The following is a 12,747-nucleotide window of genomic DNA, read 5'->3' as shown; positions in this document are numbered from 1 at the left end:
AAAACCACTATGACAATCAAAGACTTGTACAGACAAAGTCCTTTACGCTTCATGATACTAATTTTGATTACCGTTTTAGAATGGACTTTACCAATTGTAACTACACAATTAATTATGCTTTTAACCACAGCAATTCAGCAACAGAAATTCCAACAGTTTTTAATTATAAATGTCATTTCATTTATGCCTTTCCTATTTCAATATATAATACAAGGACTGCATGCGTTCCTTCTATCAAAACAACAAGAGGAATTTAATTTTCATATCAGAAAAAGATCTGTATCTCACTTTTATGCGGATCAAAAAGAGCATTCTGTTGCCCAGATTCAAAATCGATTAACAAATGACCTGAATCAGAGCCAAGAAAATTATTTTGCACCATTTTTTAGTCTAATTGGTGGTGTTATTAATCTAGTATCTGTAGTTGTTCTGCTTATTTCATTACACTGGAGTTTACTTCTAACAATTATTTTGATGGTGGCTATTTCGTTATTGTTACCAAAACTATTAGAAAAGCCACTACAAAATTCAATGACCAAGATTTCAAAGAGTAATAATCAATATCTCGATTGTTTAGAAAAGTGGCTTAATGGCCTTGAAGAACTACAACGTTATTTTGCCGGAGGAAAGCTATTTAAAGTAACTAATGATGCAGCTAAAGAGCTAGAAGATTCTTATGTTAAGCAAAATGGGGTTACGCAATTACTAAGTATAATTAACGGATTGGTATCAGTTTCTTTTTCATTAATTTTATTCTTACTAGCGGGTTATTTGTTCCAAGTTAACTTAGTGGCATTTGGTGCAATCACTGGGGTAGGCAATTGTAATTTCTATTTAAGGCAAAGTATTGAACTTATAGTTAATCGTTATGGTCAAATGAAGGGAACCCAATCTTTAAACAAAGAAATTGCTAAAACGGCTGCACCGATAGAAAAAGTAGAGACTAAAAAGGTAGCAACGCCTGCTGCAATTAGTACGCATGATCTGAGCCTAAAATTTCCCAATGGTGAGAGTTTGCTCTTTCCTGACGTTAATGTGAAACCTGGCGAAAAAATACTATTAACTGGTGATTCTGGAGCCGGAAAATCAACATTATTTAAGCTGATTTTAGGTCAAATTAAACCAAGTTCTGGTCAAGTCATTTTTAAAAATAAAAACGGAGTCGTGGTTACACCCGATATGAGTAAAATTGGTTATATTCCCCAAGATCCAGTTCTCTTTCCCGTCAGCATTGCCGATAACATGACGATGTTTGTCGATAAACTAAAGAGTGCTTTACCAGCTCTGACTGAGAAAGTGCAATTAGCTGGAGACATTGCCAAATTTGATAACGGGTTGGAACAAAAGATTGATCTTAATAAATTGAATATTTCAGGTGGTCAAAGGCAAAAGATTGTGTTGGTACGAGCTTTAGTTCATCAGAGTGAAATTATTTTGATTGATGAAGGCACTAGTGCCATTGACCAAGAAGCAACAATGCAAATTTTGCATGAGGTTATAGCTACCCCTGCTACAGTAATTTTTATCGCTCACAGTTTTAACAAGCAAATGAAACAGCTGTTTGATAGAGAAATTCACTTGGTAAAAAATGTTAAAGGGTGAAATTGTCTTTGAATAAACAGCAAAAAACTGAATCTAGCAGATTCAGTTTTTTATTTTTTGGGTTTTCTAATATAGCGTAGAGTACCATTTTTGACGTAACGTTGAAACTTTTGATACAGGGGATCAAAAATTTGTGGTTCAAGGTTGTTAGACATCATAACTTTGGGGAAGAAAAACCTCTCATCGCCCTGCAATGTTCCGTTAAGTGAACGGACAAGCGGACTTAGTTGTGATAGTTCTATTAATTGACCGTCATTCTGCATGATTTCAATTTGACTGTTAGCATTTTTGCCACTTGGTTTATAAGCGTCATAGGGTTCATCAAATGCAGAGTTGGTATCAGTATAATAATTAGGGTCAAAACCGGCTTGTTTTATTAAGGTTTTTAGCTTGGGCAACAAACTTTTAGTTTCTTCATCAATGCAAACACTGGCAAGCGGTCGTCTGAAAAGGTAACGTTTACTCAAATCAGCTAGGATAGGATCACTTGATTTAGTCCACATTGAAAAATTAGTTTCCATCACGCCATCATCCAATTTGAGATAGTCGGCAAGATCCCAATTGCCAGCTAAAAATTTCGCTAAGCTAGGTGTGACCGGCAAATTACCTTGTTGGTAAGCAATTTTTGCTCGTTCAAGTAAATGCTGCAAAATAACTTCCATTGAGCGTCCGACCCTGTGAAAGTAGACCTGCTGGTACATTTGGTAACGGGAAACGATGTAGTCCTCAACAGCGTGCATTCCAGCCATAGTGAAGCAAATGCCATCACTGTATGGACGAATTTCCTGCAAGATTCTGGACAAGTCAAATTCACCGTAAGTAACACCAGTAAAATAGGCATCACGTTTAAGATAATCCATCCGATCTGCATCTGCTTGGCTCGAAATCATTTTTACTACTTGGGGATTAGGGTACGTTTTTGCAATCACGCTGGCAACCAAGGCAGGAAAGTTGGGCGAAACTTGGCTTAAGACGCGGTTAATATCGGTGCTGGGGTCCATAATAATTTTTTGCCCGATTTTTTCATGATCAGTTCCAAAAAGGTGTTCAAAAGTGTGAGAATAGGGGCCGTGACCAATATCGTGAAGAAGACCAGCACATTCCACTAAAAGCCTGTTATTGTCATCCCAAAGTCCATCACCTGAGCGTCTTGAAGGATACTTTTTGGCAAAAATATTACAAATGCGGCGAGTTAATTCATAAACACCCAAGTTATGTTCAAAGCGGGTATGAGTAGCACCGGGAAAAACATAGGCAATCGGTCCTAACTGCTTGATACGACGCATGCGCTGAAATTCTTTAGTCTTTAAAATGTCCAGAATAACCTGATCTTCAATGTGAATGTATTCGTGTACCGGATCTCTTAAAACTACTTCTTTAGCTAGTCTATTACTATGAAAGTTTGGCATGTATATCCCCTATAGCTATTTAACAAATCTGCTTAAAATGTTATTAATTACTTAAATTATAGCAAATTTAAGCCGTATAGTTTAACTTGTTTGTCTTTTTCGCGTTTTTTATTAAAATTAAATAATAAATTTTGCTAGTTTGAGCAATTGTGAGCATAATTGTAAGTGCATAAATAAACAAAAAGAGATAGGTGAGTTAATGAATTATATAGGTGATAAACTTAAAAATTTGCGCCAACAATTGGGATTAACACAAACAGAAATGGCAGCTGGTGTTATTTCTGTATCCTTTTACTCTAAAGTGGAGCGGGGGTTGAATGATATTGGTATAAACGACTTTTTAGAAATTTTAAAAAGCCATGATGTCAATCCTAAGGAATTTTTCGGAGACATTACAATTAAAGAAAATGATCAGAAAAAAGCAACTGACTTATACAATAAATTTATAAAGGTTGCAACTGAAGATAATGATGACGAAATCAATAAAGTGATTAAAGACCTAGAGAAGATCAAAATTCAAACTCCTGCTATTAAATTTACTAAAATAGCAGCCAAATTGATTGCTGATACTCATGATAGAAAAGCTCTCAAAAAATTAACAACTAAACAAAAAAATCAGATTAAGAAAATGATTTTCCAAAAAGACACTGATGAAAATGAATATTATCGCATTGTGATACTAGCAAATATCATTCGTATATATAACATTGAAGAAGCTACTTTCTTGGTTAAAAATGTCATTAGACGCTATAATGGCTCTGAAAAAAGGGAAAATAAAACTGAGGTTGCTTTAAGTGTCTTAATGGTTAATTATGTCAACTGGTGTATTGAATTAGGAAAAATTGATTATTGTTACGAGCCATTGGATTTTTTGAGAAAATTACCTGGGAAAATAAATTTAGCTCTTACAAAAATATTAGGACTATATTTCAGTGACCTTGTTAAGCAAAAGAATAACGAAGCTACTGAAATCAGGTACATATTAAATAAAGCAGGATTTAGCACGTTTGTTAATAAGCTGGTTAAATAAGTTTTCAAATATGAAAATATACTTGTAAATGGTGCTATTAGTAGTAGCATAAAAGGTGTTAATAATATTGATATAAAAGGAGATATATTATGGATTTGTTGAGAGATGTAATTGTCATCTTACCAGAACCTGACTGGTAAATTGATATTTACTTTGAATTTATTAAGTAATAGAACTTTAATTATGTTTTATGAACAAATTTGAAAGTTTATACCTAGTTTAAATAACAAATATTTTGGTTTTCTTTAAAGATATTTGTTACAGAGTAAAAAAGAGCAAAAGTATTTTTGCTCTTTTTTTGTATCTTCCTTTTTATGATAATTTAGCCAATTTTTACAGCATAAATTAAGTAAAAATGAGATTTTAATTTAGGATTAATCATGATAAACTTATTTACAAACAGCTTTTGCTACAGCAAGTCACATAAACTATGAAATAAAAAACTTATAGGTCACATTACTATGAAAAATCTATTTAAATACGTTAAACAAGAACCGGGAAAAGTGACAGTGGTAGTTATTCTACAACTGATTTGTTCAGTTTTTCGGGTGCTTAATTCATTAATTAATGTTTTCATTTTGAATAGCTTGATAAAACTTGATTTTCAAGCTTTTTTTAAGTACATTTTGCTCAATATTTTACTATTTTTGGTAATGACCATTTTTCTAATTAGTGAGCAGGTTTTAAGTGTAAAAACAGTTCAATTCCTAAGTTTAAGATTACGGCAAGATATTATTTTGCACTTAGAGAACTATCCGGTTTCACGTTTTGAACAACATGATACTGGAGTTTACACCTCATGGCTGACTAATGATATGAATTTAATCGAAGAAAATGGTTTTACCAATTTATTCTCAATGGTGCAAATTTTTGGCGATTCAGTTTTCTCTTTAATTGCATTGCTCAAATTTAATTGGACTTTTTTACCACTAGTGATCATTTTAACCTTTTTTACTTTAGGATTGCCACAGCTTGTGCGTAAAAAAGTTGCCAGCAGCAACTTCACTACTAGTAAGGAAAATGAAAAAGTAGTTAATGTTATTAATGATTGCCTGCAAGGCTTTGCCACTTATAATATTTTTACCGCTGAACAGCAAATAGAAAAGCGGATTACTAGCGCCGTTAAAAAGTTAATTGGGGCAAAAGTTCGGCAAGCAAAATACAGTTCATATAATAGCAGTATAGCTGGCGCCAGCAATGTTATTAGTCAAGTAGCTATTCAGGCTTGGACAGGTTTTCTGATTTTAGAAAAGCAGGTAACTATTGGGGTAATTAATTCATCTACTTCGCTGGCCTTTAATGTTTTTAATTCATTAGCTGTTATTGCACCGATTTTGACTGAGTTGCAGGCACTCAATCCGATTTTTAGCAAATATCAATTAGATGAACCGATTAAAGCTAATATTGAAGGTGATAGAAAAATTGCTACTATCAATATTTCAGCTAAAAATTTACAAATTGCATATCATCCAGATAAACCAGTATTTAAAAAACCACTTAATTTTACAATAGAAAACGGACAAAAAATTGCGGTGGATGGCGAATCAGGCAGTGGCAAGAGTACTCTTTTAAAAATTTTGGCTGGCCGTTTAACCGATTATACGGGAAAACTTGAATTAGATAATACTGAATATAAAAATATTGATAATAGTACCTTACGTGCCAATATAGTTTACATTGATCAAACTGCATATCTTTTTAATGATACAGTGCGCTATAATCTGGAACTCGGTCAACATTTTACTGATGAAGAAATAAAATCTGCACTGGAAAAGGCTGATTTATGGGACTTTGTGAGCTCTTTGCCGCAAAAGTTAGATACCCCAGTTGGCGAAGGTGGTGCTAGTTTATCTGGCGGACAAAAGCAGCGTTTGGCATTAGCTCGCGGATTACTTAGAAAGCGTAAACTTTTTTTACTCGATGAATCGACCAGCAGCTTGGACAAAACAGCCGCAATTAAAGTAGAAAATGACTTTTTAAATCTGCCTAAAATTACTGTTTTATTCGTCAGTCACCAGTTACACGAAGAAAATAAAGATAAATTTGACCAACTCATAAATGTTTAGTTAACTAATAATTACCGTTTTTGGTAAATATAACTTAAATGTGACGCAAACCATTAAAAAATAATTGCTTATTTTAAGCAATTAATGGGAAATGATATTATTAAAAAGAAAACCTTTAGAGAAAAATCATGTTAGAAAAAGAGAATAAGATGAAGGCTTAACAAAATATTGGTAAAAAATTCTCAAAGGGTTACCGCTGCCAATATTGGTGGACCCGTTTCGTCAGTCGTTGCTGGAATAATTCTTGATCATGTTGGTGAAAAATTTATTGTTGTTGTTTGTACAAGCCTAATTATAATTGGTGGTATTAATATTTTGCTGTCAGTGCCTAAAAAGAAATAATTAGAGTAATTACTGGCATAATAAAATAATTTATTTTATAATGTTGTCTGCTAAAATGATATAAAAATAATGAGCTATTTTAGCTAATCAACCTGATTAGCTTTTTTATTGTAAAGAAATCAAGTATATGACTAAGGTAAAAATTGATTTTACTAGTAGAATTATTCAAGGTAAAGAAAGTGAAACTTTTAAAAAACAAGCTCAAGGTAATCTAACTGAATCAGAGGGAGCTGTCAGAGTTTCATACTTGGAAGACAATCAAATTCCAGTTAAAATTTTAATTAGAGAAAATAATGTAATAATTAGGCGTGGAACTGATAAGAATAATTACTCGCAATTACATTTTATTGTTGGTGAGCGGATGAATTGCCGCTACATTGCGCAAGGTTATCAGATGGACTTACAAAGCACGACAAAATTTATTAAATTTTTCCCTAAAAATGATGGTTCACGTGAACTTCAGATTGAATATGACCTTTATAGTGGTCTATACTTAATAGGTAACTATACCATCACATTGATTTTTACTTGAACGCCTAGTAAAATAAAAAAGACTGTTTAAGAGAGAGGAATACAATTGTGGGATTAAACGACTTTAAAAATAAAAATCGCAATGAATTATCAATGATTGAAGTTGCTCGCGCAATTCTGGAAGACAACAATAAAAGAATGGCTTTTGCTGATATTGTTAATGCCGTGCAAAAATACTTAGGCGTGAGTGATGAAGAAATAAGGGAACGTTTGCCCCAATTTTATACTGATATGAACACTAATGGTGAGTTCATTTCTATGGGTGAAAATGTCTGGGCACTTCGTTCATGGTTTCCTTATGAATCAGTGGATGAAGAAGTTAACCACCCTGAAGATGAGGACGAGGAGGATACTCGTACCCACCATAAGAAAGTTAACGCCTTTTTAGCCAGTGCTACTGGTAGCGATGATATTATTGATTATGATAATGATGATCCAGAAGATGAAGATTTAGACGCCACCGCAGATGATGAAACTGATGACTTTGACGATGACGAAGATTATGTCAATACCGATGATGAAGATGATGAAGATTTACCAGACGGCATTGAAGGTCAGTTATCTGAATTAAATGATGACGGCGATGAAGATGAAGAAGAATAATTTTCTTGACTTTGAGTCTTAAAATAGATAGTATTTTACTTGGGCACGTTATGTGCGTTTAAGCTCCCGTATGGGAGCTTTTTTTATTTTTGATTATTTTTATTTTTTGCAAAGGAGTTTGGCTAATGACAAAATATATCTTCGTTACTGGCGGTGTTGTTTCTTCACTGGGCAAAGGAATTACCGCTTCTAGCTTAGGTCGACTATTAAAAAACCGCGGATTAAAGGTTACGATGCAAAAGTTTGATCCCTACATTAACATTGACCCCGGAACAATGAATCCTTATCAACACGGTGAAGTATTCGTCACTGATGATGGTACTGAGGCGGACCTTGATCTGGGTCACTACGAAAGAATCGTTGATGTAAGGACGAGCAAATATTCAAACGTCACAACCGGTAAGATTTATAAAGAAGTATTGGAAAAAGAACGCCGGGGCGATTATCACGGTGCGACCGTTCAAGTAATTCCTCATATTACAGACATGATCAAGCAAAAAATTATGCGTGCCGGTTTAACTACTGATTCAGATGTTGTCATTTCAGAAATTGGTGGTACTGTTGGCGATATTGAATCTACTCCTTTCATGGAAGCTATTAGACAAATGCGGCGTGAAGTCGGTGAAGAAAACGTGATGTACATTCACTGTACTTTAGTACCTTATCTCCACGCAGCTCAAGAAATGAAAACTAAGCCAACTCAACATTCAGTAGCTGAATTACGGAGTATCGGAATCCAACCTAATATGCTCGTTTTACGTGCAGAAATGCCAATTGACCAAGAACATAAAGATAAGATTTCGAACTTTACTGATGTACCGGTTGACCGCATTATCGAGTCCATTAACGCTCCATCACTTTTTGATTTGCCACTAGCTTTCCAACAGCAGGGAATGGATCAAAAAGTTTGTGATTTCCTACATATCAAGAGTCCTAAAGATGAAGCTGATATGGAAGAATGGCAACGACTTGACGAGCGGGTTAAGAATCTTAAACATACAACTAAGATTACCTTGGTTGGCAAGTACGTTGAACTTGAAGATGCTTATATTTCTGTAACCGACGCGCTCAAACATGCCGGCTATGCTTATAACACTAATGTTCTAATTAACAAGGTGCAAGCAGAAGATATCACTGAAGATAATATTGCTGACTACATGCAAGGATCCGACGGTTTAATTGTTCCTGGCGGCTTCGGTTCACGCGGCTTTGAAGGAATGATTACCGCGATTAAATATGCCCGCGAAAATGATATTCCATTTTTGGGTGTGTGCTTGGGTATGCAAATGGCTACTATTGAATTTGCCCGTGATGTTTTGGGATATAAAGATGCGAATACAACTGAAGCTGATCCTAAAACTAAGCACAATGTAATTGATATTATGGCTGATAAGCGAGATGAAGAAAATATCGGCGGAACTTTGCGTTTGGGTCTTTATCCTGCAACCTTGAAGAAGGGCACAAAGACGGCTGCTGCCTATGACAATCAGGATGTCATCCAAGAGCGTCACCGTCACCGTTACGAATTTAATAATGAATTTCGTGATGCGTTTGAAAAAGCAGGCATGACTTTTGCCGGTGTTTCACCAGATAATCATTTAGTTGAAATTATTGAATTGACTAAAAATAAATTCTTTATCGCTGCACAATATCACCCAGAATTTTTAAGTAGGCCGCAAAGACCAGAAGGTCTATACAAGGCATTTATTGGCGCTGCTAGCGGTCTTCCTGAAGAAAAGCTTTAATTGGCGTAATTAGATAATACAAAATCAAATTTTTGGACGGGGGAAGGCGAAGGTCTTCTCTTGTTTTTTCTGTTAAATTCCTTTAACATTATTATGACTAAACGAAATAGAAAAGGATTTTTTCGCCAATGAAGCAAATGATAATTCATGGTGGAAAGCCCCTGCAGGGTGATGTCTGGATCGGTGGTGCCAAAAACTCAACCGTTGCACTGATTCCAGCTTCAATTTTGTCGCGAACACCAGTAATTTTGGAGGGCGTTCCCAGAATTGCAGATGTTGACAACTTAATGGATCTGCTAAGTGAAATGGATGTCGTCAGTGACTTTAATAATACGACATTGCGTATCAATCCAGAACACATTAAGATGAGCCCATTGCCAAGTGGTAAAATCAAGAGTTTACGTGCTTCCTATTACTTTATGGGAGCTCTTCTTGGTCGTTTTGGTAAGGCTGTTGTGGGCTTCCCTGGTGGAGATGATATCGGTCCCCGCCCCATTGACCAACATATTAAGGGATTTGAAGCCTTAGGCGCATGTGTAAAAAATGAAGATGATCAAATAAAAATTACGGCTCCGGCTGATGGTTTGCATGGAGCCACAATACATTTAGAAATGCCTTCCGTGGGCGCAACGATGAATATAATAATGGCTTCCGTTACTGCTCAGGGCCAAACTATTATCAACAATGCTGCTAAAGAACCAGAAATAATTGATTTAGCAACTTTTTTGAATAATATGGGAGCTGTTATCAGGGGTGCTGGAACAGATTCGATTAGGATTGAGGGCGTCAAGCGGCTTGAAGCCAAGACACCTCATACAATTATCCCTGACCGGATTGAAGCCGGCACTTATATTTCGTTAGCTGGCTGTATTGGAAATGGTATTCGCATTCATAACATTATTGAGGAACACCTGGACTCATATTTAGCCAAAGTTGAAGAAATGGGTCTAGTGATAGATGCTACTGAAGATTCTTTATTTGTCTATCCTGCTGGTGACTTGAAGATGACGCAGATTAGAACGGGTTCTTATCCCGCATTTGCGACGGATTTACAGCAGCCGGTTACACCTCTTTTACTATCTGCTAAAAGCGGTGAAGGCGTGATTATTGACCAGATATATCCCAAAAGGATTGGCCATATCAAGCAATTATGCAAAATGGGTGCAGACATCAAAGTTGAAGACAACATTATTTTAATTCATCCTACCGCTAAACTTCACGGTGCTACAGTTTCTGCGGGAGAAATTCGCGCAGGAGCTTGCCTAATGATTGCCGGATTAATGGCAGAGGGCAAAACGGTAATTAATAATGCTGGCAATATCTTACGGGGTTACGACCGAGTACAAGAAAAATTGCGTTTGCTGGGTGCTGATGTAAAAATTCAGGATGTGGCAGACTAGATAGCTAGTTTAATTTTCAGCAAGAGACTAATCGTTACGGTTAGTCTTTTTTAGTGTTTTTATAAGTAAATATGTCATTATTGTTTCTTTTGTAAATAAATTGTAATATACTTTAGTCATTACTAATTAAATAGCGAGGTGCAATAATGAAATTTAAATTACACAGTCTTCCTAAGACTTTTATAGCAGCAGTACTCTTAAGTGTACCAGTAGGTTCAACCTTGGCAGTAAATAATGTTGTTGCAAAAACAACTGTTGTTAACGCTGCTCCTTACCATTATTCTAATAAGGAGTTAACTAACAAGTTTGCTCGTGCAGGTTATGTTTTTAAACTAATTGATGCAGAAGACGGGGCACTAATTAAAACTAATGGTAAATCCTATAGTCCAAAAGTACTGCAAAAGATTGTTAAAAATAATACTCTTTTTAAAGTTAAAAAAGTCAGACCAATTCACAATGGTATGCTTGTTGACTTGGTGTCAAAAGGTGGCAAATATAAGGGCACTACCGTCTATTTAAACGGTATTTATAACAAACATGTACATGACAAGAAACTGCAGCCTCTAATTAAGGCAGAACTAAGTGTGATGACTGCTAAGGCTAATAAAAAGCCAACTGCAAAATTGTTAGGTAAAGCTGCAGCTTTGGCAAATAAACTGACTGGCCGAGAGAAGAAAATTGCACTGACTTCAATTGAACAAGTGAAGGAATTTATTAAATATGGCACGTTGGGTGAAATCCCTGTGCTTCTTATTGGTCTTTATCCTGTTATCCAAAAATAGAAATAACTTTGCTTAAGTGAAAAAAGAACTTGAAGTGTGATAACTTCAGGTTCTTTTTTGCATAATATAGAATTTAATAATCGGTGTTTAAGTTGTAAAAAGTTAGGCGGGCCTTTATTTAATAAAATTCTTTTTTGTCTAAAATTGAGAGTTATAATAAAAAAGTAATTGAAACGAAAGGTCAATTAAGGAGTTATAAATGTTATTAGGATCAATTGAAGCTGGCGGTACCAAGTTTGTTTGTGCTATTGGCAATGAAAATTATCAAATAAAGGATCAAATCACTTTTCCCACGACAACGCCGGCAGAAACGTTACAAAAAACCGTAGATTATTTTAAGCAATTTGCTGTCGATGCAATTGGTATTGCATCTTTTGGACCAATTGAGGTCAGAAAAACAGCACCTAATTATGGTTATATAACTGATACTCCGAAAAAAGGTTGGGCTAATACAGACTTTGTAGGGCGATTGACTAAGACAATTAAAGTTCCGGTTTTCTTTACTACCGATGTTAACGGCTCTGCTTATGGTGAATACGTCATGGCGCAACTTGCAAATGAAGACGTGGATTCTCTGGTTTATTACACCATTGGTACAGGTGTAGGTGGCGGAGCAATTATTAATGGTAAATTAGTGGGTTCTTTAGGTCATCCTGAAATGGGTCATGTCAAAGTTAAACATCATCCGGATGATATGAATTTCGCTGGTGTTTGTCCTTTTCATCAGGATTGTTTGGAGGGCCTGGTTTCAGGTCCGACGTTTAAAGCGCGCCTTAACAAGCCGGGCGAAGAAGTTCCGTTATCAAATCCAGTATGGGATATCATGAGTTATTATGTGGCACAAGCTGCTTTGCAAGCCACGTTAATTTTGCGCCCAGACAAAATTGTTTTCGGTGGGGGAGTCACTAGTGAAAAGTTCCTAGAAAAAGTGCGACGTGATTTTAAGTCTTTGTTAAATGACTACGTCCATGTTCCTTCATTAGAAAAATACATCACAATGCCCGAAATAATTAATAATGGTTCAGCAACAGTCGGTGATTTTGCTTTAGCAAAAAGATTGTTAAGGGAGTAAATATTTTTTCGTAAACCACTAGAATACGGCACTTTAGCAGTTTACCGTGCATATTTTAGAATTGATTTTGCATAAACAGAAAGTAATAAGATAATTAATAATTGCATGAAGATAAAAATCTTCATGCTTTTTTTGTTAGTTCAGTTTTTGTACTGAACTTTGTTA

General features: G+C 35.4%; 11 protein-coding genes. 10 read left to right on the top strand and 1 reads right to left on the bottom strand.

Annotated elements, in window-relative coordinates:
* The first annotated feature begins 9 nt into the window (after nucleotides 1–9).
* Nucleotides 10–1,602: an ABC transporter ATP-binding protein gene (locus H3T47_RS03635; protein ID WP_199282585.1), complete on the top strand. Its 1,593-nt coding sequence runs from the start codon at nucleotides 10–12 to the stop codon at nucleotides 1,600–1,602.
* A gap of 50 nt (nucleotides 1,603–1,652) precedes the next feature.
* Here H3T47_RS03635 and H3T47_RS03630 read toward each other — a convergent pair whose 3' ends face one another.
* Entirely contained in the window at nucleotides 1,653–3,011 is a 1,359-nt protein-coding gene (locus H3T47_RS03630; RefSeq protein ID WP_199282584.1) for an HD domain-containing protein, read from the bottom strand.
* A gap of 139 nt (nucleotides 3,012–3,150) precedes the next feature.
* Here H3T47_RS03630 and H3T47_RS03625 point away from each other — a divergent pair, with 139 nt between their 5' ends.
* From H3T47_RS03625 to scrK, 9 genes are all read left to right on the top strand, one after another.
* Complete coding sequence (locus tag H3T47_RS03625) at nucleotides 3,151–4,041, top strand: helix-turn-helix domain-containing protein (protein ID WP_199282583.1); 891 nt, start codon at nucleotides 3,151–3,153, stop codon at nucleotides 4,039–4,041.
* 461 nt (nucleotides 4,042–4,502) lie between these two features.
* Nucleotides 4,503–6,107 (top strand): ABC transporter ATP-binding protein, encoded by a 1,605-nt coding sequence (locus H3T47_RS03620; protein WP_199282582.1) that lies wholly within the window; start codon nucleotides 4,503–4,505, stop codon nucleotides 6,105–6,107.
* A gap of 168 nt (nucleotides 6,108–6,275) precedes the next feature.
* The gene (locus H3T47_RS03615) at nucleotides 6,276–6,449 is read left to right on the top strand and encodes a hypothetical protein (RefSeq protein WP_199282581.1); all 174 of its coding nucleotides are present in this window, start codon (nucleotides 6,276–6,278) and stop codon (nucleotides 6,447–6,449) included.
* Between the two features lie 127 nt (nucleotides 6,450–6,576).
* The gene (locus H3T47_RS03610; protein WP_038523927.1) at nucleotides 6,577–6,981 is read left to right on the top strand and encodes a DUF1934 domain-containing protein; all 405 of its coding nucleotides are present in this window, start codon (nucleotides 6,577–6,579) and stop codon (nucleotides 6,979–6,981) included.
* A 47-nt stretch (nucleotides 6,982–7,028) separates the two neighbouring features.
* Nucleotides 7,029–7,583 (top strand): DNA-directed RNA polymerase subunit delta, encoded by a 555-nt coding sequence (gene rpoE, locus H3T47_RS03605; RefSeq protein ID WP_199282580.1) that lies wholly within the window; start codon nucleotides 7,029–7,031, stop codon nucleotides 7,581–7,583.
* Nucleotides 7,584–7,708: 125 nt separating this feature from the next.
* Nucleotides 7,709–9,328 (top strand): CTP synthase, encoded by a 1,620-nt coding sequence (locus tag H3T47_RS03600; protein WP_199282579.1) that lies wholly within the window; start codon nucleotides 7,709–7,711, stop codon nucleotides 9,326–9,328.
* Between the two features lie 128 nt (nucleotides 9,329–9,456).
* Nucleotides 9,457–10,728, top strand: a complete 1,272-nt coding sequence (locus H3T47_RS03595; RefSeq protein ID WP_109918718.1) for a UDP-N-acetylglucosamine 1-carboxyvinyltransferase — start codon at nucleotides 9,457–9,459, stop codon at nucleotides 10,726–10,728.
* Nucleotides 10,729–10,874: 146 nt separating this feature from the next.
* A complete protein-coding gene (locus H3T47_RS03590) occupies nucleotides 10,875–11,510 on the top strand; it encodes a hypothetical protein (protein ID WP_199282578.1) in 636 nt (211 codons plus the stop codon).
* Nucleotides 11,511–11,709: 199 nt separating this feature from the next.
* On the top strand, nucleotides 11,710–12,582 hold the full coding sequence (gene scrK / locus H3T47_RS03585) for a fructokinase ScrK (RefSeq protein WP_199282577.1): 873 nt from the start codon (nucleotides 11,710–11,712) through the stop codon (nucleotides 12,580–12,582).
* Nucleotides 12,583–12,747 lie beyond the last annotated feature (165 nt).

Source organism: Lactobacillus sp. W8093 (genome assembly GCF_016100925.1).
GTDB classification, from domain to species: Bacteria; Bacillota; Bacilli; order Lactobacillales; family Lactobacillaceae; genus Lactobacillus; species Lactobacillus helsingborgensis.
The sequence above is the reverse complement of the archived record's forward strand: the minus strand, read 5'-3'. Positions and strand labels throughout refer to the sequence as shown.